We start from the raw sequence: 26756 nt of genomic DNA on the forward strand, positions 1-26756 counted from the left end.
GGTCGTCCTTAGTGTGTGCGGTCGATGACGATCTTGACCGGTTCGGTGCGTGCCGTGTCGATCACGCCCGCGTCGCCTTCCAGATCGCCGGCTTGTGCGATGGCTTGTCCGCTACGGCTGATCCGTGCCGCGACGAAAACGCGCGGCGCGGACGATAGCGTGAACTGCGGCGTCATACCCATACCGTCGGTCAACGTGACGGAAGCGGGCAGGGATGCTGCTGGGAGCTTCGCCACGGCCAGCGGCATCGGCGGTCCGTTTTCCGCGCGGGCGAAAACGTAGAGCGTGTCGCCTGGCGCGAGCTTCGCTTTCAGGGTGGGAGCAAGCGCGACCTCGACGTGCAACTGCGCGCGCGAAGACGTGCTGGCGGCCGGTGCCGTCGCGCCACCGGCACGGGCATCGGCCTGTGCGATCTGCTCGGCAACCGCCTGAGCCACGCTCGAGTCCGGATCGAGCATGGGTTGCAGCTTCTTCCAGATGGCCGATGCTTCGGTGTAACGACCCATCTGGAAATCGCTGATGCCAAGCAGCCAGAGCGCGCGCTGGCTTTGCGAATCGGCGGCGACGGCGCGTTCGAGCAATTCGCGCGAGCGGCCGTCGATACGATGATCGGGGCGGACCAGCGAATCGGCTTCGGCCCAGCCGACCATGGCGACCGTGTTGTTCGCATCGGCCTTCAGTGCGCCATCGTAGGCATCGCGCGCATCCGATGACTGCTTCAGCATGCCGTAGGTCTGGCCCAGCAGCAGCCAGCCCTGCACGTCGCCGGGTTGTTCGGCCAGACGCTGGCGCAGCTCGGCGATAGCCTGGGGAATACTGATCTGCGCGGGCTTCTCGACACCGCCCAGCGTCGCGGGCGTACCGACAAGCGCGTACATGCCGATCGCGCCAAGCGGCACGACGAAGGCGATGGAGAGCATGATCGCGAATACGCCGCGAGAGCGACCGCCCTGGCGACCCTGACGAATAAGCGGAACGAGGAGCAGCGCGAGTGCGATGATCAGCATGACCGCCGCGGCGGCATAAAAAGCAAACTTCACCAGTCGTCCTCGTTATCGGCGGTCGTCGCGACGTTGTTGTTCGTCGCGTTGCGGCTACGGCGGCGCACCTGCAGGGCGACCACGACGGCACCGGCGAGCAGGACGATGCCCGGACCGAACCACAGCAGCCATGTGCCGGGTTTCACCGGCGGTTGGTAAAGCACGAAGTCGGAGTAGCGCTGGACCAGATACGCCTTGATCTCCTCGTCGCTCTTGCCGGCTTGCATCAGATCGAAAATCTGCCGGCGCAGATCGTGCGCGATGGGCGCGTTCGAATCAGCCAGCGTTTCGTTCTGACACATCGGGCAGCGCAGTTCCGCGCTGAGCTTCTGGAAGCGGACTTCCTCGGCGCGATCGCGGAACGGCAGTGGCTGGATGGCCTGCGCGAAGCAGGCGCCGATGGCCAACGCGAAAACCAGCAGGGCGAGCAGGCGGCGCATCAGGGCGACTCCTTCGCCAGCGCATCGACGGCGGGCTTCAGCTCCGTCGTCATCACGTCGGGCGTGAGCGGACCCACGTGCTTGTAGCGAATGAAGCCTTTCGCATCGATCAGGAAGGTCTCGGGAGCACCATAGACGCCAAAGTCCAGCGCCTGCCTGCCGTCGCGATCGGCCACGATCACGTCGAACGGATTCCCGTGTTCGGCGATCCACGCATTGGCCGCGTCCGGCTCGTCCTTGTAGTTATAGCCGACGAGCGCGATGCCCAGGGTCTTCGCATCGGTCATCAGCACGGGATGCTCGTGCACGCATTCGATGCACCAGCTGCCGAAGATATTCAGCAGGTAGGGCTTGCCGAGCAGCGAGGCCTTGCCGACCTTGCGCGCGTCGTCGCCGAGGACAGGCAACTGGAAGTCCGGTGCGGGTTGGTTGATCAGCGGCGAAACGATCTCGTGCTGGTCGTGTTGCGTGTTCCACCAGATACCGAAGCCGAACAGACTGGCCAGCAGGAGAAACGCCAGGAGCGGAAGCAAGCGGCTCATGCGACGGTAGCCTTCCCCACGGCGGGCGCGGGTTCGGTCGGCGTTTCGCCGGCGGCGACGCGCTTCGCGCGGAAGCGACGTTCGCCCGCGGTGACGAAACCGCCCAGCGTCATGAGCAGACCGCCCAGCCAGATCCAGCGGATAAAGGGTTTGTAATAGACACGCAGCGCCCACGCGCCTTCGACGTTCGCGGCATCCATCGGTTCGCCGAGTGCCACGTAGAGGTCGCGGAAAAGTCCCGCGTCGATGGACGATTCGGTCTGGACCTGGCCACGCGTGTAGATGCGTTTCTGCGGATGCATCACGTGGACCGTTTCGCCGTTCTGCATCACGGTGACGATGCCCTGGTCGCCGCGCCAGTTCGGTCCGGTCGTTTCCTGCACGCCGTCGAAGCGGAACGCGTAGCCGCCGATGGTTTCGGTCTGGCCCGGGGCGAGGCGCGTATCGCGCTCGACGCTCAGCGATTCGGACAGCATCACACCCATCAGAAACACGGCCACGCCGAAATGCGCGAACAGCATGCCCGCCATTTCGGCCGGGAAGCGACGGCCGCGCGGCATCTCGCGCCAGCGTTTCGCGACGTAGGACAACGTGCCCACGGCCACCCACGCGGCTCCGGCGACGCCGGCGACCGCGCGCAGCTTGCCGTCGGCGAAGTACCAGCCAGCCACGGCGCAGATCACGGCGGCAATACCGGCACGCGCCGCGACGGTGGCCAGCGACGTGCCGTCGGCGCGACCCCAGCGCAGATACGGTCCGAACGGTAGCAACAGCACCACCGGTGCCATCAGCAGCACAAAAAGAAAGCCGAAGTAGGGCGGCCCGACGGAGACCTTGCCGATATTCAGCGCGTCGCCGATCAGCGGGAACAGCGTACCGAGCAGCACCATGGCGGCCGATGTGGCGAACAGCAGGTTGGCGATCATGATCGCCGTCTCGCGCGAGACCACCGCGAACGCTTTGCCGCCGGCGACCTTCGGTGCACGGATGGCGTAGAGCAGCAGCGAACCGCCGATCACCACGATCAGAAAACCGAGGATGTACAGGCCGCGACGCGGATCGGACGCGAAGGCATGCACGGAAGTCAGCACCCCCGAACGCACGAGGAAGGTGCCGAGCAGCGAGAGCGAGAACGCGAACAGCGAAAGCAGGATCGTCCACGCGGGCAGCGAGCCACGCTTCTCCGTGATCGCCTGCGCATGGATCAGCGCGACGCCGACCAGCCACGGCATGAAGGACGCGTTTTCGACCGGGTCCCAGAACCACCAGCCGCCCCAGCCGAGTTCGGCGTAAGCCCACCAGCTACCCGCGACGATGCCGCCCGTGAGGAACGCCCACGCCACGTTGGTCCACGGGCGGGCCCAGCGCACCCAGGCCTGTTCCAGTTCGCCGCCGAGCAGTGCGGCGATGGAGAACGCAAAAGCGACCGAGAAACCGACGTAACCCATGTACAGCACGGGCGGATGGAAGGTCATGCCCGGGTCTTGCAGTACCGGATTCAGATCGCCGCCGTCGGCGGGCATCGGCAGTTCGCGCATGAACGGATTCGACGTGAACACGATGAAGGCGAGGAAGCCGACGCCGAGCAGGCCGAGCACACCGAGCACGCGCGCGACGAACGGCTGCGGCAAGTGGCGGCTCAGCGCGGCGAGCGCGACCGTCCACACGTTCAGGATAAATACCCAGAGCAGCATCGAGCCTTCGTGCGCGCCCCATACCGCTGTGACGCGGTAATACCAGGGCAGGGCAAGGTTCGAATTGTCGGCCACAAAGGCGACCGAGAAGTCGAAACTCAGGAAGGCCCAGATCAGGATGGCCATGGCCGCGGTGACGAACACCGCCTGACCCGCGGCGGCGGGACGGGCCACGGCCATCAGCGCCGCGTTGCCGCGCCAGGCGCCCACGATCGGCAGGATGCCCTGCGCGATGGCGAGCAATAGCGCAAGGATGAGGGCGAACTGGCCGAGTTCGGGGATCACTGGACGGGGTCCTTCGCGGCCGCTTCGTCGATCTTCTTGTTTTCGTGCGCCTTCGCCATCGCGTCCTTCAGTTCCTTTGGCATATAGGTCTCGTCGTGCTTGGCGAGGACCTCGCTGGCGATGAAACGCGCACCGTCCATGCGGCCGCTGGCGATCACCGACTGGTTGTCGCGGAACAGGTCCGGAAGGATGCCGGTGTACTCCACGGGCATGGCGCCGCCCGCGTCGATGACGATGAAACTGACTTTAAGGCTGTCGCTGGATCGCTGGATCGACCCGGACTTGACCATGCCGCCGAGGCGGAAAGTCTGGTACTGGGTGGCCTGTCCGCCCTGCACCTGGCTCGGGGTAAACAGGTAGTTCATGTTCTGCTGCAGGGCGAAGACCGTAAGGCTTACAGCCACGACAGCGGCGGCGACCACCGAAATCACGATGGTCATGCGGCGTTTGCGGGTCGGGTTCATGCGTTGGATCCGGGACGGCGGCGCGCATCGGAGCGCGCCATGCGCGCGCGTAGTTCGCGCAGGTTACGGCGACGGCGTACCAGCGGCGCCAGGGCGTCCACCAGCAGCACGATGAAGAAGACGGCGAAGGACACCCACACGTAGAACGCATAGCCGCCCATAGCGAAGAACTGGCTCATGGGCGATCGCCGTTCCTGGCGAGCGCGATGGCGCGCACCCAGTCCTTGCCGCTTTCGGTAGCGATCAGGTCGGCGCGCACGCGCGCGAACAGGCTCGCGATGTAATAAAGCTTGGTCGCCAGCATCATGGTCAGCAGCGGCCACAGCATGCTCATCTCGATATGCGACGGGCCGAGGATGCGCACGGTGGAGCCCTGGTGCAGCGTGTTCCACCAGTTCACCGAGAAATGCACGATGGGCACGTTGACGATGCCGATCAGCGCAAGGAACGATGCGGCGCGCGCGCCCTGGCGACGATCCTCGAACGAGTGGTAGAGGCCGATGACGCCCAGGTACAGGAACAGCAGCACCAGCTCGGACGTGAGGCGGGCGTCCCAGGTCCACCACGTCCCCCACATCGGTTTGCCCCAGAGGGAACCGGTGACGAGGGTGATGAAGGTGAACGCGGCACCGATCGGCGCCGACTCCATCGCGACGACCTCGGCGATCTTGATCCGCCAGACCAGTCCGACGAAGGCGGCCACGGCCATCGCGCCATAGATGAACAGGCTCATCCATGCACTGGGCACGTGGATGAAAATGATGCGGTACGCGTCGCCCTGCTGGTAATCGGCCGGTGCAAGGACCAGCCCGCCGTAAAGCGCGGCCAGCGCGGCAAGGATGGCCAGTGCAAGCGCCCACGGGCGCACGACGCCCGCGAAGCGGTAGAAAATCGGTGGCGAGCCTAGCTTGTGCAGCCAGAGGGGAACCCAGTTAGCCATGTGTTCTCGTCAAAGTTCGTGCGTTCGCGAATTCACTCGCGGCGTGCGTACGGCGCCAATACGTCATGCGTCCATCGCGATGCGCAGGGCGGCCGCGCATGCCATGGGCGCCAGAACCAGCGCGAGAGCCAGCGCGGCACCCAGCCAGGCAATCGGCGCCACCCACGGCAATCCTTCCTGTGCGGCTGCCACGGCACCGGCGGCGAAAATGACCACCGGCACGCACAAGGGCAGCAACATAAGCGCCAGAAGCATACCAGAGCGCCTTGTTCCGGCCGTCAGGGCCACCAGCACCGCGCCCAGCAGGCTCAGGAGCGGCGTGGCCAGGACCAGTGCGGCAATCAGCGCGGGAATGACGTTGGCCGGCATTCGCAGCATGCTCGCCAGCACCGGCGCGACGACGATGAGCGGAGCCGCCGCGGTCAGCCAGTGCGCGAGGATTTTCACGCCAAGCAGCAGGGCCAGGGGCTGGGGCGCGAGCATCAGCTGTTCCAGCGAACCGTCGTCGATGTCGGAGCGGAACAGCGAGTCCAGCGCCAGCAGGATCGCCAGCAGCACGGTCACCAGCACCACGCCGCCGGAGATCCGCGCCAGCAAGGCGGCCTCCGGCCCCAGAGCGAACGGAAACAGCGTGGTCACGATGACGGCGTAGAGCACCGGCATGGCGATATCGCCCCGGCGACGCCAGGCCAGCGTGAGATCGCGCCGGAACAGCGCGGCGCAGGCGGCGGACGTGCTGCCGGGCGTCACGCGTGCAACCGGATACGGCGGGGTTCGTCGCCGGCGAAGCTGACCGCGCCGTGGCTGGTCACCAGCGCGGCGCCGCCACGGACGGCATGCTCGCCCAGCAGCCGATTGACCAGCGCGATGCCGTCGCGGTCGAGGTTGGCGTACGGCTCGTCCAGCAGCCAGATGCGTGCGGGAACCAGCAGCAGGCGGGCGAGAGCCGCTCGTTTTTTCTGACCGGCCGAGAGTCGCCGGACGGGTTCGTCCTCATAACCGGCGAGGCCCACGGACGCCAGGACGCCCAGCGGGTCCGCACCGTCGCGACGGCCGTACAGGCCTTCCGCGACATGCAGGTTCTCGCGCGCCGAGAGATCGAGCTTCAGTCCGAGGTGATGGCCGAGGAAGACGATGGCACCCGCGGTCGTGTCGCGCGTATACGGCGCGCCTTCGAAAACCAGTTCGCCTTCATCGGTATGCAGCATGCCGGTCAGGATGCGCATCAGCGTGGTCTTGCCACTGCCGTTATCGCCTTCGATCAGCGCGATATCGCCCGCATGAATCGCAAAGTCGATTGGCCCGAAGACCACTTCGTCCTGACGCGAATAAGTCAGCGCTCGGGCTTCGATAAGGGCGTTGGCGGATTCGGCTGCGCGCATCCGGCGCATTGTCCGTGGCGGCACGGGTATTGTCCATGCGACCGCGCGTCGCGGGTAATCAGAGCTTCGGCAGCGGCGGCAAGGTCGCGCGCAGCGTCGTCACGGCGTCGTCGAGATTCACGCCGGCCACATCGTCGTGTCCCTTCAGCAGTTGCTCCACCAGCATGTCCTGCGCACGGCCGCGCTCCAGGGCGTACAGGTATGGCAGGTGCGTGAACGTGACCATGCGATAGCGCGGCATGTAGTGCTCCGGCGCCCGCTCGGCCAGCAGCCCGCCCAATGCGCGCTTGCGCAGGTAGTACGGGTCGGCCACGGAATCGCGCATCTCGATGTAATTTTCGAGCGCCATCGCGGCGATGGCGTCCGCATTGGGTTTGCGGCGGCGCTGGAATTCGGCGTACACGTCGGCCGGATTGTCCGGCTGGGCGGCGAACAGGTCCGCCAGTTCGGCGGCATCTTCGAAACCGCAGTTCATGCCCTGACCGTGGAACGGCACGATGGCATGGGCGGCATCGCCGATCAGCAGCGCCTTGCCGCCGATGTGCCAGCGGTCGAGATAGAGCGTGGCGAGCATGCCGACGGGATGCGCCGCGTAATCGGCCGCGAAGTCCGGCATGAGTGCCAGCGCGTCGGGAAACTCGGTGCGGAATAGTGTTTCGGCCGCGGCGATATCCGGAAGCGTCGCGAAGCTGGGATAGGCACCCGCGTTAGGCAGGAAGAGCGTGACGGTAAAGCTGCCTTCGCGGTTGGGCAGCGCGATGCACATATAACCGCCACGTGGCCAGATATGCAGGGCGTGCGGTTCGATCGCGAAAGGTTGGCTGGCGTCGGCGCCCGGAGGGATTTCCAGCTCCTTGTAGCCATGTCCCAGCTCTTCGACGCGTTCGCCCAGCGGCGTATGCGCATGCATCGCCGTGCGCAGCGCCGAACCGGCACCATCCGCGCCGATAACCGTCGCGGCATCCACCCGGCGTTCGTTCCCGCTGCCATCGCGCAGGACGATGTGTCCGGCGTCGAAGTCGGCATCGGCCAGTCCCTGGTCGAAATGCACGGTGGCACCGGCGGCCTCGGCCGCGTCGAGCATCAGCGTATTCAGTCCCCCCCGGGAGACCGACCAGATCACTTCGCTGTCGTCGACGCCGTAGCGCTGGAGATTGCTGCCGCCGCCATCGCGGTCATGCACCATCCGGCCGCGCATCATCACGGCCTGGGCCAGGACATCGTCGGCGAGGCCCGTGGCGCGCAGGGCGTGGAGCCCGCGTTCGGCCAGTGCCAGGTTGATCGAGCGGCCGCCCTGGAAGCCCGCGCGGCGCGGGTCGGGGCGCTTCTCGAAAACCGTAACGCGGAAGCCGCGCTGCGATAGGAGGGTAGCGATCAGGGAGCCGACCAGTCCGGCGCCGACGACGACGATGTCTTTACGAGCCATGGACCGGCACCCTGGAAAGTCGGCGGGATTATTGCAGGGCAGCGCATCGTGCGCCGCAGCGCCATCGCGACCGCAAAGCCGCGATGGCCGGGTCGATCAACCTTGCTTCTTGCCGCCCTTGGGCGCCGGACGTGCGGCGGCCGGCGCCGGCTCCGGCTTCTGGGTCGCGGCGTCGAGGAAGCCTCGCTGCATCGACTTCCAGACGTCGAGATTGCGCTCGGTCATCTCGTTGAGCATCGACCAGGGGGTCTGGCCCATCAGGCTGTTCAGCTGATTGCGGAACTGCTGCTGCTGGTCGAGGAAGACCTGCAGGCTGCGCTCCAGATAGGGCCCCATGAAGCCCTGCAGCGAATCGCCGTAGAAACGGATGATGTGCGACAGCAGCTGCGGCGAGAGCATCGGCTGACCGTGCTCTTCGTGTTCCGCGATGATCTGCAACAGCACCGAGCGGGTGAGGTCCTCCCCCGACTTGGCGTCGCGAACCTCGAACGTTTCTCCATCGAGCACGAGCTGGCGGACCTCTTCCAGCGTGATGTAGCTGGAGATCTCCGTGTCGTACAGACGACGGTTCGGATACTTCTTAATGATGCGAAGGGTTTGTGCCATGCGGCAGAAACTACCACGAGGTATTGCGCCGCACCAGTTGTCCTAAGGCACGGGATTTATTTCGGGAATGCGCGAACCAGTCCCTGAATCGATCCAACCGGGTGTTGTGTGGAGAAGCGCGCCCCCACTTCCCATCCCCCACCCCCCGCTCCGCCCCTAGTGCCCGGCGGCACCGCCGGCGTTGCCGAAGGGCGGGCGGGCGAACCACAGGATCGGAATCAGGGCCAGGAACAGGATCGCGCAGCCCCAGAATACGTCGTTGACCGCCAGCGTCATCGCCTCACGGGTCACCAACTGGTCCACCACGGCCAGCCCGGGCTTGCCCCCGATTCCCATTCCCTGAAGCTGCTGGATGAACTGGGTGGCGGCCGGAGAGCCCGGCGAGACGTGCTCGGTCAGCACCGCGTGGTGGTATTCGCTGCGGTGCTGCCAGAGGGTGACGGTCAGCGCGGTCGAGATACTCGAAGCGAGGGTCCGGCAGAAATTGGCCAGCCCCGACGCACCCGCGATCTGATTGGGTTGCAGCCCGGACAGGAAGATCTGGTTGAGCGGAATGAAGAAGCAGGCGATCGCGATGCCCATGATGAAGCGCGGCAGCACGAGGCTGGCGAACGAGGCCTGGCTATTGAAACTGGCGAACCAGAACGACGTGAACGCGAACACGATGAAGGCGAAAGTCACCACTGCGCGCAGTTCCAGCCGCTGGATGTTCTTGCCGATGAAGGGCGAGACGACGAACGCGAGGATGCCGACCGGCGCGGTCGCCAGACCCGCCCAGGTCGCGGTATAGCCCAGCGTCGTCTGCAGCCACAGCGGAAAGACGACGTTGATGCCGAAGAAGGCCAGCATGCCCAGCGACAGCGCGGTGACGCCGATGGAGAAATTGCGCCGGCTGAACAGCGAAAGGTCGACCACCGGATATTTCGCGGTCAGTTCCCAGATAATCAGGAACACGAGTGCGACCAGTGCGATCAGGCCGAGGGTGAGGATCAGCGGCGAGGAGAACCAGTCGTGGTCGTTACCGTTGTCCAGCATGAACTGAAGGCAGCCCACGCCGACGATGAGCAGGAACAGGCCGACCGTATCGATGGGGGCGCGGATGATCTTCGTCTCGCGATTTTTGAGGATGCCCCAGGTGATCACACCCGCGATCGCACCGACCGGCACGTTGATGTAGAAAATCCACGGCCACGAGAAATTGTCCGTGAGCCAGCCGCCGAGAATCGGACCGAAGATCGGCGCGACCACGACGGTCATCGCCCACATGGCCAGTGCGATGCCTTGTTTGGTCTTTGGATAACTGGACAGCAGCAGCGACAGCGACAACGCCACCATCGGTCCCGAGCCCGCGCCCTGCAACAGGCGGAAGATCACCAGCATCGGCATGCTCGTGGCCAGTCCGCACAGCATCGAGAAGCCGACGAACAGCGCGACGGAGAAGCAGAAGGTTTTCACTTCGCCGAAACGCTTGGCCAGCCAGCCGGTCAGCGGCTGCATGATCGCGCTGGCCAGCGCGTACGAACTGATCGCCCATGTACCTTCGCTGGAACTGACGCCGAGACTGCCCGCGATGTGCGGCACGGCGACGTTCACGATCGTCATGTCGAGAATCTCCATGAACGTGGAGAAAGCGACGGCGATCGTGAGCAGGACGAGCGGTGCGCCGCTCAGGGGTTTGAGCGGCGGTGCGTCGGACATGACGGGTTCGGTGGCCATGGGGGTGGGCGGCTTCCGTAAATGCTGCGATTAGATCTTCGGCGCGCCGAGATTGGCTTTCACGATGGCGTCGGCGGCGGCGTCGGCCTTCGCGGCGACGTCGTCGTAGACGGTGGTCTGTGCCACGGCTTTGTCGCTCGGCGTACGGGCCAGTACTTCGCCCGCGGTGTCCGTGATATTCACCGTGACGTTGGTCGACAGGCCCACGCGCAGCGGGTGCTTGTCCAGATCGTCGTTGTCGATGGCGATGCGCACGGGAACGCGCTGCACGACCTTGATCCAGTTGCCTGTCGCGTTCTGCGCGGGCAGCAGCGAGAACGCGCTACCCGTGCCGGCGCCGAGGCCGACGACGTGACCGTGGAATTCGACGCCGCCGCCGTAGATATCGGCTTCGACCTTCGCCGGCTGGCCGATGCGTACGTGACGCAGCTGGCTTTCCTTGAAGTTCGCATCGACCCACAGGTTATGCAGCGGTACGACGGTCATCAGCTGCTGGCCCGGCTGCACGCTGTTGCCGACCTGCACGCTGCGCTGCGCGACGTAGCCGTCGACAGGCGCGACGATGGCGTTGCGCTGCGCGGCGACCCAGGCCTGGCGGAACGAGGCGCGAGCCTGCTCCACCGCCGGATTGTCGGCGACTTCGCTGCCATCGATGAGGGCGCTGGCGGCGTCGGCCTGACGCTGCGCGGCTTCGAGTGCCGAGCGTGCGCTGTCGACCGCGTCGCGGGCGTGCTGCACTTCTTCCGGCGCGACGGCTTTTTCGGCCAGCAGCGGAATGCGGCGCTTCAGATCCTGCTCGGCGCGTTTCAGATCGAGCGCGCGCGCGGAGACCGCGGCATCGGCACTGGCGGCCGACTGGGTCTGCTGACGAACCTGACGCACGGCCTGGGCCAGTGCGCTGCTGGCGCGGCGCATCGCGACGTCGGCATCGGTCGCGTCGAGCTTCACCAGCAATTGGCCGGCCTTCACCAGTTGGGTGTCGTCGGCGAATACGCCGGTGACGATGCCGGGAACCTGTGCCGAGATACCGACCTGGTTGCCGCCGACATACGCGTCGTCGGTGGTTTCGCGTGTGGAAAACACGAACAGCCAGAGCAGGAACCACGTTACCGCGGCAAGCACAAAGACCAGTAGCGCGATGACCAGTGCGCGCCGACGCTTACCCGTGTCTTTGGGGGCATTGCCGCTGTCGTTGTCGAGCGGCTTATCGGAAGCTGTGGCGCTCATGGGGTGGTGGCTCCGTTCGTGCGATTCGTGGAAGAGGGAAGGTTGGCGTCGTTGCGATAACCGCCGCCGAGCGATTTGATCAGGCTGACATCGGTGGACAGGGCCTGCCCATGCAGTTCGACATCCGCATCGCGCTGGTCGAGCAATTGCGCCTGCGTGGCCAGCTGTTCGCGATCGTCGCGCACGCCTTGCACGGCACGCGCTTTCGCGCTGGACAGCAACGTGCGGACCGCGCCGACCTGATGGGCTTGTTGCTCGCGACGTGCCGCGATCTGCTCGGCGCCAAGCGCCTGCGTGGCGACGTCGCGTGCGGCGGAGACCACGGTGGCGTTGTACTGCGCGACGGCCGCATCCAGCTGGGCCTTGCTGACGCCGTAGTTGGCTTCCAGTGCACCGCCTTCGAAAATCGGCAGGTGGATGGCCGGCGTGAGGCCGAAGGTGCGGCTGCTGGCGCTGAAGACCTTGTCCATGTCGATGCTCGACAGACCGGCCATGGCGGTGAGGCTCACATCGGGAAAGTACTGGGCGCGCGCCACGTCGGTCTGCTTGAGCGCGGCCTCGATCTGCCAGCGGCTGGCGGCGATATCGGGACGGCGTGCGATCAGGTCGACACCGACGTTCGCCGGCAGGCCGGGCGCCACGTCGGGGAGGGCTCGTGGCTGGAGATCGGGAAGATCGGCCGGCGCTACGCCTGCGAGCGTGGCCAGCGCGGCATGGCGGATATTCGCCGAGCCCTGCAATGCGACGCGCTGCTGGCGTGCGCCCGCGAGTTCGGCCTGCGCCTGCTGCACCGTATCGGGAACGTCCACGCCCTGACGCACGCGCAGCTCGGCGATACGCAGGGCGCGCTCGCGCGCCGTCACCAGTTCATCGGCGAGTCCGACGCGGGCCTCATCGGCCAGCCAGCCGAAGTAGGTGTCGGCCACCGAGCTCTGAATGGCAAGCGAAGCGGCGCTGCGCTGGGCTTCGGCCGCGCGCGCCTGATCGATCGCGCCTTCGATCGCGCCGCGCTTCTTGCCCCACCAGTCGAAGTCGTACTGGACCTGGATGCCCAGATCGGACTGGTTGTACCAGGTGAAGCCGAGGAACTTCGAAGGAATGAGTCCGTTCTCGCTCATGCGCTGACGCGCGACCTGCGCGCTGCCGTCGATGCGCAGACCGGCCTGGGATGCGGCGACGCGGATATTCTGTTGCGCGCTATCCACGCGCGATTTCGCCTGCGCAAGATCGGGAGAGCTGCGTAGCGCAAGCTCGATCAGCTGGTCCAGTTGCGGATCGTTGTAGACGCGCCACCAGTCGGCGGCAGGCCAGCCGGGCCGGTTGGCCGTTTGCAGGCCGGCCAGCGGGGCTTCGTCGCGCAGCGCCGGGCGATCGAGTTTCGCGGGAATGGAGCAGGCTGCGAGCGCGGTCGCCAGCGCTACCGCGACCAGCGTGCGTGATGGGAAAAGAAGTTTCATGAACGCTCGTCCGGGTTCGTCTGATCGAGGTGCAGGGCCAGCTTCTTCAGCAACGTTTCCAGCGTCTTGCGCTCGGTCGTGCTGAAGCATGAGAAGGCATGGAGGACCGCCGGAAACATGGTCGGCAGCAGCTTCTTCACGAAGCGCCGTCCCGTGGGCGTGATGCGTAGTACGACCTGCCGGCGATCTTCCACCGCCTGGGCGCGGGTAATGAATTCGCGCTTCACCAGCGCGTTGGCGATGCGCGTCATATTCGTGGGGCTTTGTTCGGCCAGCGCGCAGAGTTCGCCTGGGGTAGCACTGCCTTCCGCGCTGGCGAACAGCATCATCAGCGCACGGAAATCGCTGTCGTTCATGCCGTGCGGCTTCAGCTGCCCTTCGAGGTTGTGCAATACGGCCCCTCCCACGAGCAGCAGCAGGCGGGCAAGGGTGACCTCGCAGCGCGGCAACCCGGGGATGTTCTCGGAGACGCGATCGACACCTTCGTAGATAGCGTCGACGCAGGGCTTCAGTGATGGCATTTCATCGACGAATAGTTAGCTGGTGAACTATTAGGTTAACAACTATCCGGCAAGACAGGCAAGGCCCCGCTTTGTTGTAGGAGCCCGCTTGCGGGCGAAAGCCAGCGGGGCGAGGAAGCCGGACACTCACATCCGCGAGCCCGATCTACGGGCTGCGGATGTCACGCACAGCATCGCCGCTACGTTGGCTTTCACCTGCAAGCGGGCTCCTGCAGGAAGCGCGTTACAGCTGGAAAAGACGGATTGCATTCGCCGTCGTGCATTCGGCGACATATTCGACCGTCTCGCCCCGCAACCCGGCGACAGTCTCCAGAACATCCAGCAAGAACGCTGGCTCATTGCGCTGCCCGCGCCGATGCGCGCACGGCTGATCCGGCGCGTCGGTTTCCAGCAGCAGAAGCTCGATCGGCATGTTGGCGACGATGCCGCGCAGGCGATGGGCGCGTTCGTAAGTCACCGGGCCGCCGATGCCCAGATGAAATCCCAGCTTCCACAAATGCCGGGCCTGCTCTTCGCTGCCGGAAAAACTGTGAACCACGCCACGAAGATCGCCTGCCTTCTTCAGGGCCTGGGTGACTTCTTCGACCGCACGGCGCGCATGTAGGATGACGGGCAGGTCGACTTCGCGAGCGATCTCCAGTTGTTCGCGAAAGAAACGTCGCTGGCGATCGGGGTCGAGATCTTCCACATAGAAATCCAGACCGATTTCGCCGACGGCGACCGCTTTGTGCTCACGCAACCAGTCCGGCAGATCGTCCAGGTGCGTATCGCGATGCGCGTCGAGGAAAAGCGGGTGGAGGCCGTATGCCGGATAAACGCCGGATTGGTCCGCGCAGAGCGCTTCGATACGTGGCCAGGATGCGCGATCGATGCCGGGGACGATCTGCCGGCGCACGCCGGCTTCACGCGAGCGGCTGAACATATCGTTGCGATCCGCATCGAAGCTCGCGTCGTCCAGATGGGCGTGGGTATCGATCAGTTCAGGCATGGGGGTCGGCGGCAGGAGGCGGGTTGAGAACAATCTAAGGCGTCGTTCAGTTTATTGACTGTCAAATAGATTGTGTACGACTTCCGGGAGATGACGCCATCGCGCCATCGAAGTCGCCAGTCAGGAGTTAAGGGTATGAGCAGGTTGATGATTTCCGCGCTGAATGTGGGTCTTGGCGCCGCCATGGTGTTCGGCCTTTCGGCCTGCAACCGTGAAGCGAGTGCCGATGCGGGCGTCGGTGGCTCGATGGGTTCGACCTCGGCCGCCGCCGCAGGCCCCAAGTATGGCCGTGTTGTGGCCGTCGACCCGATTCGCGAAGCCGCAAGCGCTCCGCGCCAGGAATGTCATGACGAAGTCGTCACCACCCGCGCCCCGGTCAAGGATCAGCACCAGATCGCCGGTACGGCGATCGGTGCGGTCGCCGGTGGCCTTCTGGGTAACCAGATCGGTGGCGGCAAGGGCCGTACGCTGGCCACGGTCGCCGGCGCGGTCGGTGGCGGCTACGCCGGTCACGAGATTCAGCAAAACCGCCAGGAAAACAATACCGTCTCGAGCACGCGCCGCCGCTGCACGAACGTGCCGGGCAGTACCGAGCAGCGTGTCGTCGCCTATGACGTGAAGTACGAATACAACGGCGTTACCCGCACGGTACGCATGGATCACGACCCGGGCGATCGCGTTGAAATCCAGGAAGGCGTCATCGCGGTTTCCGACGCTCGTCACTAATCATTCATCGAGGTAGTCGCCATGCATACGTTTCTCGGTAAGGCAGCTCTCGTTCTCGTTGTAGCCGCCACGCTGGTGCTTGCCGGCTGCGAAACGCAGCAGCGGCGTCCTTCGTACGGCGGTGGATACAACAACGGCGGCGGTTATTCCAGCGCTACGCGCGGCTGCGGGCAGTGCGGCGTCGTCGACGATATCCAGCAGGTGTATGTGCAGAAGCAGAGCGGTTCGGCGGCGGGCACCATTCTCGGTGCCGTGATCGGCGGTGTCGCGGGCAATCAGATCGGTCGTGGCGACGGACGTACCGCCGCGACGGTTATCGGTGCGGTCGCCGGCGGCGCGGTGGGTAACCAGGTCAGCAAGCGCAACGGCGAGGACGTCGGCTATCAGGTGCGTATCCGTCTGGATAACGGCCAGTGGGCCACCGTAACGCAGAACGAGGATCCGCAGCTTCGTCGCGGAGATTACGTCGAAATACGTGGCGACCATGTTTATCGTCGCTGATCGTATTGGACGTCCAGACGTCTATTTAAAATAACAAGCATAAAAAAGGCCCTCGTCAGAGGGCCTTCTTTTTGTCCTGCGTTCTTGGCTCAGTTCACGGCATAAAACGCGTGATCGCCAATGGTGCGGACCGGTCGACGTGCGGACCATGTGGGTGATACCGCAACCGTTGCGAAGTGATCGGCCTGCGGTACGTAGACGAGGCGTTCGCTCTTGGGCAGGCTCCAGTTGTTGATGGAGTCGCCTGCGATCTTCCATGCCTTCGTCCATGCGGTCAGGTCGGAGATCTCGAAGCTTTGCGGTGTCGTGGTGATAGCGAACTGTCGCGGTGCCGAAACGACATCGCATACATTTGCGCCCCACACGCCGCGATCGCGACGACGGAGGGCGACTTCCGCCACGGCATATTGCCCGATGGTCGGCTCGCTACGTGCCTCGAGGTAGACCGTCGTCGCCAGGCACGTCTGGTCGGCGAGGTTGCTCGGAAGGACGGACGCCATCCAGAGCAGCATGGAAAGTTTCATTGTGTTTCTGCCTCCAACGAGCTTTTCCGCCACAGGCTGTTTAACTAAGCCATGGTGCGTATGAGCGGTGGACGGGCGGGCAGGCCGTTACCACCTGGATTGACCGCATGACCGGATAAGTGGGTCGGCGGGCGCCACGAATGCGTGGCTGCAAAGACCGGCTGTCCGAGGCCGGTCGAGATGTGCTGCATGGGGAGCGGCAACGCCATGCGGCGGCTCCGGCAGCTACATACGCATCGGGTGATGCGCGTCTTTTTCTCCGCTTTGTGGGCGGGCCGCGCCAGAACCGTCTTCAACGACGGATCGTCGCGTGATGTGGCGTTCCGAAAACGCCACACAAAATGATCGACGGAGCCTAGTGGCGTAACGTCGATTGTGCAAGTGCACGCGCAGCACTATTCAGGTAATGCTCACACACTACATGGAACGCGTTCTTCACTATTGTCTAAACGTTCTTCACGTAGAGAAGCTCTGCACAATATGCAGACTCGTATCGCCGAATTCAACCCGACCATCGGCCGTAAGCCCATCGTCCAGTACGACGAGTGCGCGATACATGCCGTTCGCACTATGCACGCAAGATAGTACGACACCACTCTCACGATCTTCGACACGCAATGTGTCGCCCGCGTTCAGTGCCTGCGGCGATTCGACGCAATGCATGTGTCGTTTGTGACCGCCGCGATAGTGCAGACGGGCCACGATTTCCTGGCCCGGATAGCAACCTTTGTCGAATGCGACGGCATGCAGCCGTTCCATCGAGATGGCCGGTGCAAGCAATTTATCGAGTGCCGCATCGGGCAACCATGGATATCCGCGTGCGATGTCGTGCGCGCGCCATTCGTGCGTGTCGTCATCACGCGCGTCGCCGATGCGTAGCGAGTAATCGCCCATGCCGATGCGAATGTTTTTATCCGCCGCGATGTCGATCGTATGTGCGTCGAGTGCGTGGTCGTCGGCGATGACCGACGTGTCGTCGGTATGCATGACGACCTTCGAGCGGAAGACGAAGCGACGCAATCCATCGGCGAGTGCGCCGGCGTTCCCTCCGCGCAACAGGACGAGCAGACGGTCATGTCCCGTACGAGCGATCTGGACGAAGGAGCGGATGCGCCCCTGTGCGTCGAGCCAGCCGCTCCATTGCCAGTGTCCTTCGGCCAGCGCCGCCACGTCGCTGCTGAACTGGGCTTGCGCGAAGGCGATGGCGTCGGGGCCTTCGAGGGTTAGCGTCTGGGCGGAAACGGGGGGCATGGAACCTGACCTGGCATGAGACAGGCGTAAGATATGAGGCTCGCTTAGCGATATTCCAGTCTTAGTCAAGGTTGTACTCGGGTTTCACAGGTATTACGCTTCTACGGCTTTGTTATAAAAAACCATGTCCGACACCTCCTCCCAACCTGACAGCCAGCACAGCCCCGTTCCGGCGGAGCAAGTGGTTGTGCCTGTCGTCCCCGTGGACGGCAAGCAGCAGGTCGAGCGGGCACCCCTCGACCCAACTCGCTACGGCGACTGGGAAAAGAACGGGCGCTGCATCGATTTCTGATGGCCGCCGCCCATGGGCGGCGTTCGTGCGGAATGGGAAGAGGTTAGGGCGTCAAGCGATTCCAATCAGGATAGCCGCCATGGCACAAACGGGACGACCACTCTCTCCGCATCTTCAGGTCTATAAGTGGCAAGTGCAGATGGCGACCTCCATCCTGCATCGCGCCACGGGTATCGTGCTCTCCATCGGAAGCATCCTCATCCTGTGGGGTCTCGTCGCGCTGGCATCCGGCCAGGACGCGTTCGACAGCTTCCGCGCCTGCGCCGGTAGCGCCCTCGGCCTGATCGTCCTGATCGGCTGGACCTGGGCTTTCTTCTTCCACCTCTGCAATGGCATTCGTCATCTGGTGCAGGACACCGGTGCCGGTTACGCCATTCAGCAGTTCGTCCGTACGAGCTGGGCCTCGATCATCCTCAGCATCGTGCTGACCGTGGTCGTCTGGGCGTACCTGTTCACGGGAGGTGCGGCATGAAGCAGGACCTGCGCAATCCGCTTGCCCGCGCACGCGGCCTCGGTTCGGCGAAAGATGGCGTCGGCCACTGGTGGACGCAGCGCATCACGGCCCTGGCCCTGGTGTTCCTCACGGTTTACTTCCTGGTGACGGTGCTCGGCCTGGTCCATGCGGACTTCGCCACGGCACGCGCCACGGTGGGCAAGCCCTGGAACGCGGTGCTGCTGATCGCCCTCATCGTCTCGATGTTCTGGCACGCCGTACTTGGCCTGCAGGTCGTGATCGAAGACTACGTACATACCCGCTGGCTTGAGCTTCTCTCGCTGGTACTCATCAAGTTCCTCGCCGTACTCGGCGCGCTCGCGGGCGTGCTGGCCGTGCTGCGCGTTGCGCTGGGAAGCTGATCGATGGAAGCCTACAAGGTTCAACAACACAAGTACGACGTGATCGTGGTCGGCGCCGGCGGCGCCGGTCTGCGTGCCACGTTCGGTCTGGCCGAGAAGGGCCTCAAGGCCGCGTGCATCACCAAGGTCTTCCCGACCCGTTCGCACACCGTGGCGGCGCAGGGCGGTATTTCCGCGGCGCTCGGCAACATGGGCGAAGACGACTGGCGCTTCCACTTCTACGACACGATCAAGGGTTCCGACTGGCTCGGCGACCAGGATGCGATCGAGTACATGTGCCGCGAAGCCATTCCGGCCATCATCGAACTCGAACACTACGGCGTGCCGTTCTCGCGCACCGAAGAAGGCAAGATCTACCAGCGTCCGTTCGGCGGCATGACCACCCATTACGGCAAGGGCACCGCGCAACGCACCTGCGCCGCGGCCGATCGTACGGGTCACGCCATCCTGCACACGCTGTACCAGCAGGCGCTGGCGCACGACGCGACGTTCTTCATCGAATACTTCGCCATCGACCTCATCTTCGACGAAGAAGGCGTCTGCCGCGGCGTGCTCGCGCTCGACATGAACGAAGGCACGCTGCATGTTTTCCGCGGTCACGCGGTCGTGATGGCGACGGGCGGTTACGGCCGCGCCTACTTCAGCGCCACCTCGGCGCATACCTGCACGGGCGACGGCGGCGGCATGGTGCTGCGCGCCGGGCTGCCGCTGCAGGACATGGAGTTCGTGCAGTTCCACCCGACCGGTATCTACGGCGCGGGTTGCCTCATCACCGAAGGCGTGCGTGGCGAAGGTGGCTTCCTCACCAACTCCAACGGCGAACGCTTCATGGAGCGCTACGCGCCGAACGCGAAGGATCTCGCTTCGCGCGATGTGGTCAGCCGCGCCATGACGATCGAAATCCGCGAGGGTCGCGGCGTCGGTCCGAACAAGGATCACATCCACCTGAACCTGATGCATCTGGGTTCGGAAGTGATCCACGAACGTCTGCCGGGTATCGCCGAGTCCGCGCGTATTTTCGCGGGTGTCGACGTTACCAAGGAGCCGATTCCGGTTCTGCCGACCGTCCACTACAACATGGGTGGCATCCCCACGAACTATCACGGCGAAGTGGTCACCAAGCGTGACGACAACCCGGATTCGATCGTGCCGGGCCTGTTCGCCATCGGCGAAGCGGCGTGCGTATCGGTCCATGGCGCCAACCGCCTGGGTTCGAACTCGCTGCTCGACCTGGTGGTGTTCGGTCGTGCCGTGTCGCATCGCTGCGCCGAGCTGATCAAGCCGGACACGCCGCACAAGGATCTGGCTCCCACCGCGCTCGACAAGGCCCTGGGCCGTTTCGACGCCCTGCGCCATGCCGACGGCGGCACGCCGACGGCGCAGATCCGCGCCTCGATGCAGACGACCATGCAGTCCGACGCCGCCGTGTTCCGCACGGGCGAGACGCTGAAGGAAGGCGTGGCGAAAATCTCCGACGTCTACGACTCGTTCAAGGACGTCAAGGTCAGCGACCGCTCGATGGTCTGGAACTCCGACCTCATCGAGACGCTGGAGCTTTCCAATCTGTTGGCCCAGGCCGTGGCGACCATGCATTCGGCCGAACAGCGTCCCGAAAGCCGCGGTGCCCACGCCCGAGAGGATTTCCCGGACCGCGACGATCACGAGTGGCAGAAGCACACCCTCGTGTGGGTCGACGAAAAGGGTAAATCCAGCTTCGATTTCCGCCCGGTGCACATGTATACCCTGACGGATGACGTCGAGGTTGTGCCGCCGAAAAAGCGCGTTTACTGATACCGGACCGGAGAGGCAATCGTGGCAGAGTTCACGCTACCCAAAAATTCCAAGATCCAGACCGGAAAGCATTTTCCGGCGAAGGACGCGAAGAAGTCGCGCACCTTCAAGGTCTATCGCTGGACCCCCGACGACGGTCAGAACCCGCGTACGGACACCTACGAGGTCGATCTGGCCGCGTGCGGTCCGATGGTTCTGGACGCCCTGCTGAAGATCAAGAACGAAATCGATCCGACGCTTTCGCTGCGTCGTTCCTGCCGCGAAGGCATCTGCGGTTCGTGCGCCATGAATATCGATGGCACGAACACGCTGGCCTGCACGAAGGCGATTTCCGACTGCGGCGGCGGCACGGTCAACATCTATCCGTTGCCGCACATGCCGGTGGTCAAGGACCTGGTTCCCGACCTGACGCATTTCTACGCCCAGTTCGCGTCGATCAAGCCCTGGCTGCGTACGCAGAGCCCGGCGCCGGCCGACAAGGAGCGCCTGCAGTCGCCGGAAGACCGCAAGAAGCTCGATGGTCTGTACGAGTGCATCCTGTGCGCCTGCTGTTCGACGTCCTGCCCCAGCTACTGGTGGAACGGCGATCGTTACCTCGGCCCGGCCATCCTGCTCCAGGCCTATCGCTGGATCGTGGACAGCCGCGACGAGGACACTGGTGCGCGTCTGGACGACCTGGAAGATCCGTTCAAGCTCTACCGTTGCCACACGATCATGAACTGCGCGCGCACCTGCCCGAAGGGACTCAATCCCGCCAAGGCGATCGCCGAGATCAAGAAACTCATCGTCCAGCGCCGTTCGGCCTGACGTGTGGGAGCCGGCCATAGGCGACAGGGCGAAGATGGCCCCGTCGCCTATGGCCGAGCCATCCCGAGCCAAGAAAGCAGGTCGCCATCCCGATGGAAGATTCTCGCCTGAAACGCCTGCGCTGGCGTGCCCGTCGCGGTACGCGCGAGCTCGATAAGCTGTTTGGCGGATGGCTCGACACGTGTTACGCCGACGCCGATGAGGCGACCCGGATGGCTTTCGACGAACTGCTCGAAGCGCAGGATCCCGATCTCTGGGACTGGGTGATGGGTTACGCCCATCCGACCCGTGGCGACTGGCAGGCCATCATCGATGACATCCGCGCGAGGAATCGCCTTTGAATACCGTCCGTCGGGGTTCGTAGCCCGGATATTGGCATGCGTTCTGGTTCTGGCCGTGTTTTCCGTGGCCGTCGCGGCACTCTCTCCATGGATCAAGGTCGTTCTCGTGGTCGGTATCGCCGTGTCCGGATATGCACGTATGCGGCAATTCCGGGCGCCGTGTATCGAGGGCGTGGCGTGGTCGTCCGAAGGCGACTGGACCGTTCGGATCGGTGCCGACGAACTGCCCGCCATACTGGGTAAGGGCAGGGCGTCAGGCCAGCTGCTGGCTTTCGAGCTTCGCTGGGCCACCGGTCGGGGCCATGTTCTCCTCTACAAAGACAACGCGGACGACGACCTGCGCCGCACGCTGCGGATCCGTCTGGCAACGGCTGGTTCGCTTTAACGATGCGGCTTTCGCTCTCTGTGGGAGCGCGGCATTATGCTTCGTAGGTATCCGGCGCGGCTGAACGTCCGTGTGGCCGCCGCTGTGCGGCGGCTTGCCGCCGCCTCGCCGTTCGGGCACTCTGCCGGGCGCGGCGCATGCCTTTCGGCACCGCCCCCCTAAAGCTGCGATCGACAGGTATGTTCAGACCCCTAGAGCTCTTCATCGGATTGCGCTACACGCGCGCCAAGCGTCGCAACCAGTTCATCTCCTTCATTTCCACCGTCTCCATCGTCTGCATCGCGATCAGCGTCACGGCGCTGATTACCGTGATGTCGGTGATGAATGGTTTTGACAGCGAACTGCGTACGCGCATTCTCGGCGCCATTGCCCACGTCACCGTGTCCGGCATTGGCGAAACCGTGCAGGACTGGCCGCGCGCGGTAAAAGTCGCCGAAGGCACCGGTCACGTACTGGGTGCCGCGCCTTACGTCGAAACGCAGGCCTTCCTGCAGGCCCGGCGCCCCAGCGGCGCGGTGATCCGCGGCATCGTGCCGTCGCTGGAACCGAAAGTGTCGGACATCGACAAGCATATGGTCTCCGGCAAGCTGACCGACCTCACCGACCGTAGCTGGAAGATCGTGCTCGGTCGCGAGCTTGCGCTTACGCTGGGCGTCGATGTCGGCGACAAGGTGACGGTCGTCGTGCCGCAGTTCACGGCAACGCCGATGGGTGCCGTGCCGAAGCTGCGCAGCTTCACGGTCAGCGGCGTGTTCGAACTGGGCATGCAGGAATACGACGCCAATCTGGCATTGGTGTCGATGGAGGACGCTCAGCGGCTGAACGGTCTCGACGGTCCGACGGGTATCCGCCTCAAGCTGGACGATATGCGTCTTGCTTTCCCTGTCGCGCGCGCACTCGTCAACCAGCTGGGCCAGGCGTATCGCGTCGAAACCTGGATGGACACGCATTCGAACTTCTTCAGCGCTATCGAGATGGAGAAGCGGGTGATGTTCATCATCCTCTCGCTGATCATCCTCGTGGCGGTGATCAATCTTATTTCGATGCTGATGATGCTGGTTACGGACAAACAGGCCGATATCGCCATCCTGCGAACCTTGGGTTCCACGCCGCGCAGCATCATGGGCATGTTCATGGTGCAGGGCGTGCTTGTCGGGATCGTGGGCATTGCCTTCGGCGTGCTGCTCGGTGCGGTGCTGTCGATCAACCTGCCGGTTATCGTGAAGGGTATCGAGCAGGTCACGGGCAAGAGCTTCCTCTCGCCCGACGTCTATTACATCAGCGAACTGCCCAGCCAGCTCATGTGGAGCGACGTGGGCTGGGTGGTCGTCGTCACGTTCCTGTTCGCACTGCTCGCGACGCTTTATCCCGCGTGGCGCGCCTCACGGACGCAGCCGGCCCAGGCACTCCGCTATGAATAATCCAACGCAAGAGATCGTCCTTCGCGCCACCGGCGTCGCGAAGATCTACCAGGAGGGCGATCTGCGCACGGACGTGCTGTCCAACGTCAACTTCGAACTGCGCCGCGGCGAAACCATGGCCATCGTCGGCGCATCGGGTTCGGGCAAGAGCACGCTGCTGCACCTCATCGGCGGCCTCGATACGCTCTCGGCCGGCAAGGTCGAAGTCGATGGTCGCGTGCTGTCCGATCTTTCCGATGCGGAGCGCGGTCGCGTACGTAACCGTTCGCTGGGTTTCATCTATCAGTTCCATCACCTGCTGCCCGAGTTCACGGCGCTGGAGAACGTGTGCATGCCGCTGCTGATTCGCGGCACCGGCATCGCCCAGGCGGAGCGCGAAGCGAAAGCCTTGCTGGAGCGGGTCGGCCTCGGCGCGCGCCTGCGTCATCGTCCGGCCGAAATGTCCGGCGGCGAACGCCAGCGCTGCGCCGTCGCGCGTGCCCTGGTGACGCGGCCGGCCTGTGTCCTCGGCGACGAGCCCACCGGCAATCTCGACGAAGCCAACGCCGCGCACGTGTACGAACTGATGCTCGAACTCAACCGCGAAATCGGCACCAGCTTCGTGCTGGTGACGCACGATTCGCGCCTGGCGGGTCGCATGGATCGCACGCTGGAACTTTCGGCGGGCGAACTGCACGAGCGGACGCGCGAAAGCGCCTGACGCCCACGTCACGACGCGCCGTGTGCTTCGCGCGGCGCGGGTAACCTCGGGAGTCCCCGCTACGCGCAGGTGATTCCCGCATGGATGCCGAGCCGGCCCGATGGCCGTCGCTGTCACGCCTTGCCGGGGTTTTCCTCGCCGGCACGGTGTCGGTGCAGTACTTGCCCACGCTGCCATCCGTCGGCCTGTCCGCGGCGCTTCTCGTTGCGGCAACCGCCGGTTCGATGTTTCTGCGCCGCGCGTCCTGGCGTCTGGCGGCGATCTTCGTCGTAGCGGCGTGCTGGGCCGCCATCCATGGAGCGGTCGGCATGGAGCGGCGTCTTCCGGTCGCGCTGGAAGGTGTCGACGTCATGGTGGAAGGCCGCATCGTCGACCTGCCGGTAGTGCGCGGAGCCGACGCCAGTTTCGTTCTGCGTCCGGGCAGGGCATGGCTCGGCGACGAAACGGTCGACCTCGACGGAGACATCCGCCTTTCGTGGTTCCGCGCACCGGTGGTCCCGGGGGCCTGCGAGCGCTGGCGGCTAGCGCTGCGCCTGCGGCGTCCGCGCGGCATGGTCAATCCCGGAGGCAGCGATGCCGAACGCGTGGCATTGCAGCGAGGCATCGTCGCGACAGGTTACGTCCGCGAGGGGCCGCGCAACGAAATGGCCGGACACGCCGGCGCATGCGCGGCGCGCTGGCGCGAACGTATCGCCGGACACATCGAACGGCTTGTCGGTCTGGACGATGCGCGGCTCCTGAAGGCGCTGGCGGTTGGCGACGTGCGCGGGTTGACGCTCGACGACTGGGACATCGCGCGGGCCAATGGCGTATCGCATCTGATCGCGATTTCGGGCTTCCACGTTGGCGTGGCGGCCGTCGCAGGCACAGGCTTCGTAGCGGCGCTATACGCTCTGTTTCCTGCCCTGGCCCTACGGTCCGCGCGGCGACCGGTACAGGCGATCGCGGGACTCGCCGTCGCAGGTGCATACAGTGTGCTGGCGGGCCTGGGTCTTCCCACGGTGCGCACGCTGCTGATGATCGCCGTCGTCGTTCTGGCGACCTGCGCGCGAAGGCCGGCGGGCGGTGCATCCGCGCTCGCTCTTGCGCTGCTTGCGGTCCTCGTCGTCGATCCGCTGTCCGTGCTTTCGGCGGGATTCTGGCTGTCCTTCTCGGGTGTGGGATTGCTGATGCTCTGTCTGCCGCGCGCGGGTCGCGGCGTGCGCGCGTGGCTGACGGAACTCTTGCGCGCACAGCTGTTGATGACGGTGGCGTTGCTGCCGATATCGCTCTGGTTCTTCGGAACAGCCTCGCTGGTCGGGCTGCTTGCCAATCTGGTGGCGGCTCCGCTGGTGAGCTTCATCGTCGTTCCGCTGACGTTGGCCGGTTGCCTGTGCATGGCGATCGCCGCACCGCTGGCGGGGCCCTTGCTCGCGCTTGCCGCCAGCGCGATGAACGCCCAGTGGTGGATGCTGGAGCATATGGCGACGTGGCCGGGCACGCGGATATCGGTACCCGGTAGCGGCGTGTGGCGCGTGATGCTCGCCACGGCGGGCGCCGCATGGCTGTTCGCGCCACAGGGTCTGCCGCTGCGGGCGTTTGGCGCATTCGCTTTCCTGCCGCTGGCACTGCCCGCACGCGACGTGCCCGAATCGGGCGCGTTCCGGGCCTGGGTTCTCGATGTGGGGCAAGGTCTCGCGGTGGTCGTTCGCACGGCCGGGCATACCCTCGTTTACGACACCGGGGCATCGTTCGCATCTGGCTTCGACCTGGGTATGGGCGTCGTGCTGCCGTCGCTGGATGCGCTTGGCGCGCACGACGTCGATGCGCTGGTGGTGAGCCACGGCGACAGCGATCACGCCGGTGGGGCTGCCTCCGTCGCATCGCGCTATCCCGATGCCGTGCGTTATCTCGGCGAGCCATTGCGCAGTGCCGTCGAGGGTGCGGCATGCGTGGCCGGGCACGCATGGGAATGGGATGGCGTGAGGTTTCGCTTTATCCATCCCGGCCCGGGCGATGACGCGGGCAAAGGCAACGATCGCTCCTGCGTGCTTTCCATCGAGGGCCATGGCGGCCGGTTGCTGTTGACCGGCGACATAAGCGCCGGCGTCGAGAGAAGCCTGCGCAATGTACTCGCGACCGACCGTCCGACCATCCTGACCGTGCCACACCACGGTAGCCGTTACTCGTCGACGGCAGGTTTCGTGGACACGGTAAGCCCGGTCATCGCGATTGCGTCCGCGGGCTGGCGTAACCGTTTCGGACATCCGCACGCCGCCATCGTGGCGCGATATCGCGATGTCGGGTCGGCATTCCATTCGACGGCGGTCGACGGCGCCATCGAGCTGACGTTTCCCAGGGACGCTGCGCCACGTATGGCTCGTCGGTGGCGGCAATCGAGCCGTCGCTATTGGCGCGAATAGTCCAAAAATGCTGCGCCGCAGTTTGACAGCAT

30 protein-coding genes are annotated in these 26756 nt (G+C 64.7%); 12 read left to right on the top strand and 18 right to left on the bottom strand.

Translation table 11 applies throughout. The features are described 5' to 3' along the window. Positions 1 to 8: 8 nt before the first annotated feature. The 16 genes from AC3IR3_RS08975 to AC3IR3_RS09050 form a co-directional block, all read right to left on the bottom strand. Positions 9 to 1040 (bottom strand): tetratricopeptide repeat protein, encoded by a 1032-nt coding sequence (locus tag AC3IR3_RS08975; protein WP_489196545.1) that lies wholly within the window; start codon positions 1038 to 1040, stop codon positions 9 to 11. Then, positions 1037 to 1480, bottom strand: coding sequence for a cytochrome c-type biogenesis protein (locus tag AC3IR3_RS08980; RefSeq protein WP_489196546.1), 444 nt, complete (start codon positions 1478 to 1480; stop codon positions 1037 to 1039). The genes AC3IR3_RS08975 and AC3IR3_RS08980 overlap by 4 nt, the downstream gene beginning before the upstream one ends. Further along, positions 1480 to 2022, bottom strand: coding sequence for a DsbE family thiol:disulfide interchange protein (locus AC3IR3_RS08985; protein ID WP_489196547.1), 543 nt, complete (start codon positions 2020 to 2022; stop codon positions 1480 to 1482). Before AC3IR3_RS08985 ends, AC3IR3_RS08980 begins: the two co-directional genes overlap by 1 nt. Beyond that, positions 2019 to 4001 (bottom strand): heme lyase CcmF/NrfE family subunit, encoded by a 1983-nt coding sequence (locus tag AC3IR3_RS08990; protein ID WP_489196548.1) that lies wholly within the window; start codon positions 3999 to 4001, stop codon positions 2019 to 2021. Before AC3IR3_RS08990 ends, AC3IR3_RS08985 begins: the two co-directional genes overlap by 4 nt. Further along, complete coding sequence (gene ccmE, locus AC3IR3_RS08995) at positions 3998 to 4465, bottom strand: cytochrome c maturation protein CcmE (protein ID WP_132141594.1); 468 nt, start codon at positions 4463 to 4465, stop codon at positions 3998 to 4000. The genes AC3IR3_RS08990 and ccmE overlap by 4 nt, the downstream gene beginning before the upstream one ends. Beyond that, entirely contained in the window at positions 4462 to 4644 is a 183-nt protein-coding gene (ccmD, locus tag AC3IR3_RS09000; protein WP_132141595.1) for a heme exporter protein CcmD, read from the bottom strand. Before ccmD ends, ccmE begins: the two co-directional genes overlap by 4 nt. After that, positions 4641 to 5405 (bottom strand): heme ABC transporter permease, encoded by a 765-nt coding sequence (locus AC3IR3_RS09005; protein WP_489196549.1) that lies wholly within the window; start codon positions 5403 to 5405, stop codon positions 4641 to 4643. The genes ccmD and AC3IR3_RS09005 overlap by 4 nt, the downstream gene beginning before the upstream one ends. Positions 5406 to 5468: 63 nt before the next feature. Beyond that, complete coding sequence (gene ccmB, locus AC3IR3_RS09010) at positions 5469 to 6155, bottom strand: heme exporter protein CcmB (protein ID WP_132141597.1); 687 nt, start codon at positions 6153 to 6155, stop codon at positions 5469 to 5471. Continuing rightward, the gene (ccmA, locus tag AC3IR3_RS09015) at positions 6152 to 6787 is read right to left on the bottom strand and encodes a cytochrome c biogenesis heme-transporting ATPase CcmA (RefSeq protein ID WP_489196550.1); all 636 of its coding nucleotides are present in this window, start codon (positions 6785 to 6787) and stop codon (positions 6152 to 6154) included. Before ccmA ends, ccmB begins: the two co-directional genes overlap by 4 nt. Before the next feature lie 58 nt (positions 6788 to 6845). Further along, positions 6846 to 8213, bottom strand: a complete 1368-nt coding sequence (locus tag AC3IR3_RS09020; protein WP_489196551.1) for an FAD-dependent oxidoreductase — start codon at positions 8211 to 8213, stop codon at positions 6846 to 6848. A 96-nt stretch (positions 8214 to 8309) separates the two neighbouring features. Then, positions 8310 to 8819 carry a polyhydroxyalkanoate synthesis repressor PhaR gene (phaR, locus tag AC3IR3_RS09025; protein WP_132141600.1) on the bottom strand — a complete coding sequence of 170 codons (510 nt, stop codon included), beginning with the start codon at positions 8817 to 8819 and terminating at the stop codon, positions 8310 to 8312. A 156-nt stretch (positions 8820 to 8975) separates the two neighbouring features. After that, a complete protein-coding gene (locus AC3IR3_RS09030; protein WP_489196552.1) occupies positions 8976 to 10517 on the bottom strand; it encodes a DHA2 family efflux MFS transporter permease subunit in 1542 nt (513 codons plus the stop codon). 48 nt (positions 10518 to 10565) lie between these two features. Next, a complete protein-coding gene (locus tag AC3IR3_RS09035) occupies positions 10566 to 11762 on the bottom strand; it encodes an EmrA/EmrK family multidrug efflux transporter periplasmic adaptor subunit (RefSeq protein ID WP_489196553.1) in 1197 nt (398 codons plus the stop codon). Continuing rightward, positions 11759 to 13219 carry an efflux transporter outer membrane subunit gene (locus AC3IR3_RS09040; RefSeq protein WP_489196554.1) on the bottom strand — a complete coding sequence of 487 codons (1461 nt, stop codon included), beginning with the start codon at positions 13217 to 13219 and terminating at the stop codon, positions 11759 to 11761. The genes AC3IR3_RS09035 and AC3IR3_RS09040 overlap by 4 nt, the downstream gene beginning before the upstream one ends. Then, on the bottom strand, positions 13216 to 13740 hold the full coding sequence (locus AC3IR3_RS09045) for a MarR family winged helix-turn-helix transcriptional regulator (RefSeq protein ID WP_489196555.1): 525 nt from the start codon (positions 13738 to 13740) through the stop codon (positions 13216 to 13218). The genes AC3IR3_RS09040 and AC3IR3_RS09045 overlap by 4 nt, the downstream gene beginning before the upstream one ends. A 223-nt stretch (positions 13741 to 13963) precedes the next feature. Continuing rightward, on the bottom strand, positions 13964 to 14728 hold the full coding sequence (locus AC3IR3_RS09050; RefSeq protein ID WP_489196556.1) for a TatD family hydrolase: 765 nt from the start codon (positions 14726 to 14728) through the stop codon (positions 13964 to 13966). A gap of 135 nt (positions 14729 to 14863) precedes the next feature. Here AC3IR3_RS09050 and AC3IR3_RS09055 point away from each other — a divergent pair, with 135 nt between their 5' ends. Together AC3IR3_RS09055 and AC3IR3_RS09060 are read left to right on the top strand one after the other, a co-directional pair. After that, on the top strand, positions 14864 to 15454 hold the full coding sequence (locus AC3IR3_RS09055; RefSeq protein ID WP_132141606.1) for a glycine zipper 2TM domain-containing protein: 591 nt from the start codon (positions 14864 to 14866) through the stop codon (positions 15452 to 15454). Between the two features lie 21 nt (positions 15455 to 15475). Next, the gene (locus AC3IR3_RS09060; protein ID WP_489196557.1) at positions 15476 to 15955 is read left to right on the top strand and encodes an outer membrane lipoprotein; all 480 of its coding nucleotides are present in this window, start codon (positions 15476 to 15478) and stop codon (positions 15953 to 15955) included. A gap of 89 nt (positions 15956 to 16044) precedes the next feature. Here AC3IR3_RS09060 and AC3IR3_RS09065 read toward each other — a convergent pair whose 3' ends face one another. Then, positions 16045 to 16479: a cell wall hydrolase gene (locus AC3IR3_RS09065; protein ID WP_243649109.1), complete on the bottom strand. Its 435-nt coding sequence runs from the start codon at positions 16477 to 16479 to the stop codon at positions 16045 to 16047. Positions 16480 to 16935: 456 nt separating this feature from the next. Continuing rightward, positions 16936 to 17730, bottom strand: a complete 795-nt coding sequence (gene ygfZ, locus AC3IR3_RS09070) for a CAF17-like 4Fe-4S cluster assembly/insertion protein YgfZ (RefSeq protein WP_489196558.1) — start codon at positions 17728 to 17730, stop codon at positions 16936 to 16938. Between the two features lie 124 nt (positions 17731 to 17854). Between ygfZ and AC3IR3_RS09075 the strand changes: the two genes are divergently transcribed. The 10 genes from AC3IR3_RS09075 to AC3IR3_RS09120 all read left to right on the top strand — a co-directional run bounded on the left by AC3IR3_RS09075 (position 17855) and on the right by AC3IR3_RS09120 (position 26724). Further along, positions 17855 to 18022 (top strand): DUF1674 domain-containing protein, encoded by a 168-nt coding sequence (locus tag AC3IR3_RS09075; RefSeq protein ID WP_489196559.1) that lies wholly within the window; start codon positions 17855 to 17857, stop codon positions 18020 to 18022. A 79-nt stretch (positions 18023 to 18101) separates the two neighbouring features. Then, positions 18102 to 18494 carry a succinate dehydrogenase, cytochrome b556 subunit gene (sdhC, locus tag AC3IR3_RS09080; protein WP_489196560.1) on the top strand — a complete coding sequence of 131 codons (393 nt, stop codon included), beginning with the start codon at positions 18102 to 18104 and terminating at the stop codon, positions 18492 to 18494. Then, on the top strand, positions 18491 to 18877 hold the full coding sequence (gene sdhD / locus AC3IR3_RS09085) for a succinate dehydrogenase, hydrophobic membrane anchor protein (RefSeq protein ID WP_132141611.1): 387 nt from the start codon (positions 18491 to 18493) through the stop codon (positions 18875 to 18877). Before sdhC ends, sdhD begins: the two co-directional genes overlap by 4 nt. A 3-nt stretch (positions 18878 to 18880) precedes the next feature. After that, positions 18881 to 20668 carry a succinate dehydrogenase flavoprotein subunit gene (sdhA, locus tag AC3IR3_RS09090; RefSeq protein ID WP_132141612.1) on the top strand — a complete coding sequence of 596 codons (1788 nt, stop codon included), beginning with the start codon at positions 18881 to 18883 and terminating at the stop codon, positions 20666 to 20668. 21 nt (positions 20669 to 20689) lie between these two features. Further along, the gene (locus tag AC3IR3_RS09095) at positions 20690 to 21475 is read left to right on the top strand and encodes a succinate dehydrogenase iron-sulfur subunit (protein ID WP_132141613.1); all 786 of its coding nucleotides are present in this window, start codon (positions 20690 to 20692) and stop codon (positions 21473 to 21475) included. A gap of 92 nt (positions 21476 to 21567) precedes the next feature. Further along, on the top strand, positions 21568 to 21816 hold the full coding sequence (locus tag AC3IR3_RS09100) for an FAD assembly factor SdhE (protein ID WP_489196561.1): 249 nt from the start codon (positions 21568 to 21570) through the stop codon (positions 21814 to 21816). Positions 21817 to 21871: 55 nt separating this feature from the next. Continuing rightward, positions 21872 to 22201, top strand: coding sequence for a hypothetical protein (locus tag AC3IR3_RS09105; protein WP_489196562.1), 330 nt, complete (start codon positions 21872 to 21874; stop codon positions 22199 to 22201). 179 nt (positions 22202 to 22380) lie between these two features. Further along, a complete protein-coding gene (locus AC3IR3_RS09110; RefSeq protein WP_489196563.1) occupies positions 22381 to 23622 on the top strand; it encodes a lipoprotein-releasing ABC transporter permease subunit in 1242 nt (413 codons plus the stop codon). Continuing rightward, the gene (gene lolD / locus AC3IR3_RS09115; RefSeq protein ID WP_489196564.1) at positions 23615 to 24322 is read left to right on the top strand and encodes a lipoprotein-releasing ABC transporter ATP-binding protein LolD; all 708 of its coding nucleotides are present in this window, start codon (positions 23615 to 23617) and stop codon (positions 24320 to 24322) included. Before AC3IR3_RS09110 ends, lolD begins: the two co-directional genes overlap by 8 nt. An 80-nt stretch (positions 24323 to 24402) precedes the next feature. Continuing rightward, entirely contained in the window at positions 24403 to 26724 is a 2322-nt protein-coding gene (locus tag AC3IR3_RS09120) for a DNA internalization-related competence protein ComEC/Rec2 (RefSeq protein WP_489196565.1), read from the top strand. Positions 26725 to 26756 lie beyond the last annotated feature (32 nt).

It is taken from the genome of Luteibacter sp. GL_149 (genome assembly GCF_057834065.1).

What these genes read in the sequence shown, in the direction of transcription:
- AC3IR3_RS08980 (WP_489196546.1), bottom strand. Translation starts at nt 1,480, where the DNA reads ATGCGCCGCCTGCTCGCCCTGCTGGTTTTCGCGTTGGCCATCGGCGCC.
- AC3IR3_RS08985 (WP_489196547.1), bottom strand. Translation starts at nt 2,022, where the DNA reads ATGAGCCGCTTGCTTCCGCTCCTGGCGTTTCTCCTGCTGGCCAGTCTG.
- ccmE (WP_132141594.1), bottom strand. Translation starts at nt 4,465, where the DNA reads ATGAACCCGACCCGCAAACGCCGCATGACCATCGTGATTTCGGTGGTC.
- ccmD (WP_132141595.1), bottom strand. Translation starts at nt 4,644, where the DNA reads ATGAGCCAGTTCTTCGCTATGGGCGGCTATGCGTTCTACGTGTGGGTG.
- AC3IR3_RS09005 (WP_489196549.1), bottom strand. Translation starts at nt 5,405, where the DNA reads ATGGCTAACTGGGTTCCCCTCTGGCTGCACAAGCTAGGCTCGCCACCG.
- ccmA (WP_489196550.1), bottom strand. Translation starts at nt 6,787, where the DNA reads ATGCGCGCAGCCGAATCCGCCAACGCCCTTATCGAAGCCCGAGCGCTG.
- AC3IR3_RS09020 (WP_489196551.1), bottom strand. Translation starts at nt 8,213, where the DNA reads ATGGCTCGTAAAGACATCGTCGTCGTCGGCGCCGGACTGGTCGGCTCC.
- phaR (WP_132141600.1), bottom strand. Translation starts at nt 8,819, where the DNA reads ATGGCACAAACCCTTCGCATCATTAAGAAGTATCCGAACCGTCGTCTG.
- AC3IR3_RS09030 (WP_489196552.1), bottom strand. Translation starts at nt 10,517, where the DNA reads ATGTCCGACGCACCGCCGCTCAAACCCCTGAGCGGCGCACCGCTCGTC.
- AC3IR3_RS09035 (WP_489196553.1), bottom strand. Translation starts at nt 11,762, where the DNA reads ATGAGCGCCACAGCTTCCGATAAGCCGCTCGACAACGACAGCGGCAAT.
- AC3IR3_RS09040 (WP_489196554.1), bottom strand. Translation starts at nt 13,219, where the DNA reads ATGAAACTTCTTTTCCCATCACGCACGCTGGTCGCGGTAGCGCTGGCG.
- AC3IR3_RS09045 (WP_489196555.1), bottom strand. Translation starts at nt 13,740, where the DNA reads ATGCCATCACTGAAGCCCTGCGTCGACGCTATCTACGAAGGTGTCGAT.
- AC3IR3_RS09050 (WP_489196556.1), bottom strand. Translation starts at nt 14,728, where the DNA reads ATGCCTGAACTGATCGATACCCACGCCCATCTGGACGACGCGAGCTTC.
- AC3IR3_RS09055 (WP_132141606.1), top strand. Translation starts at nt 14,864, where the DNA reads ATGAGCAGGTTGATGATTTCCGCGCTGAATGTGGGTCTTGGCGCCGCC.
- AC3IR3_RS09060 (WP_489196557.1), top strand. Translation starts at nt 15,476, where the DNA reads ATGCATACGTTTCTCGGTAAGGCAGCTCTCGTTCTCGTTGTAGCCGCC.
- AC3IR3_RS09065 (WP_243649109.1), bottom strand. Translation starts at nt 16,479, where the DNA reads ATGAAACTTTCCATGCTGCTCTGGATGGCGTCCGTCCTTCCGAGCAAC.
- ygfZ (WP_489196558.1), bottom strand. Translation starts at nt 17,730, where the DNA reads ATGCCCCCCGTTTCCGCCCAGACGCTAACCCTCGAAGGCCCCGACGCC.
- AC3IR3_RS09075 (WP_489196559.1), top strand. Translation starts at nt 17,855, where the DNA reads ATGTCCGACACCTCCTCCCAACCTGACAGCCAGCACAGCCCCGTTCCG.
- sdhC (WP_489196560.1), top strand. Translation starts at nt 18,102, where the DNA reads ATGGCACAAACGGGACGACCACTCTCTCCGCATCTTCAGGTCTATAAG.
- sdhD (WP_132141611.1), top strand. Translation starts at nt 18,491, where the DNA reads ATGAAGCAGGACCTGCGCAATCCGCTTGCCCGCGCACGCGGCCTCGGT.
- sdhA (WP_132141612.1), top strand. Translation starts at nt 18,881, where the DNA reads ATGGAAGCCTACAAGGTTCAACAACACAAGTACGACGTGATCGTGGTC.
- AC3IR3_RS09100 (WP_489196561.1), top strand. Translation starts at nt 21,568, where the DNA reads ATGGAAGATTCTCGCCTGAAACGCCTGCGCTGGCGTGCCCGTCGCGGT.
- AC3IR3_RS09110 (WP_489196563.1), top strand. Translation starts at nt 22,381, where the DNA reads ATGTTCAGACCCCTAGAGCTCTTCATCGGATTGCGCTACACGCGCGCC.
- lolD (WP_489196564.1), top strand. Translation starts at nt 23,615, where the DNA reads ATGAATAATCCAACGCAAGAGATCGTCCTTCGCGCCACCGGCGTCGCG.
- AC3IR3_RS09120 (WP_489196565.1), top strand. Translation starts at nt 24,403, where the DNA reads ATGGATGCCGAGCCGGCCCGATGGCCGTCGCTGTCACGCCTTGCCGGG.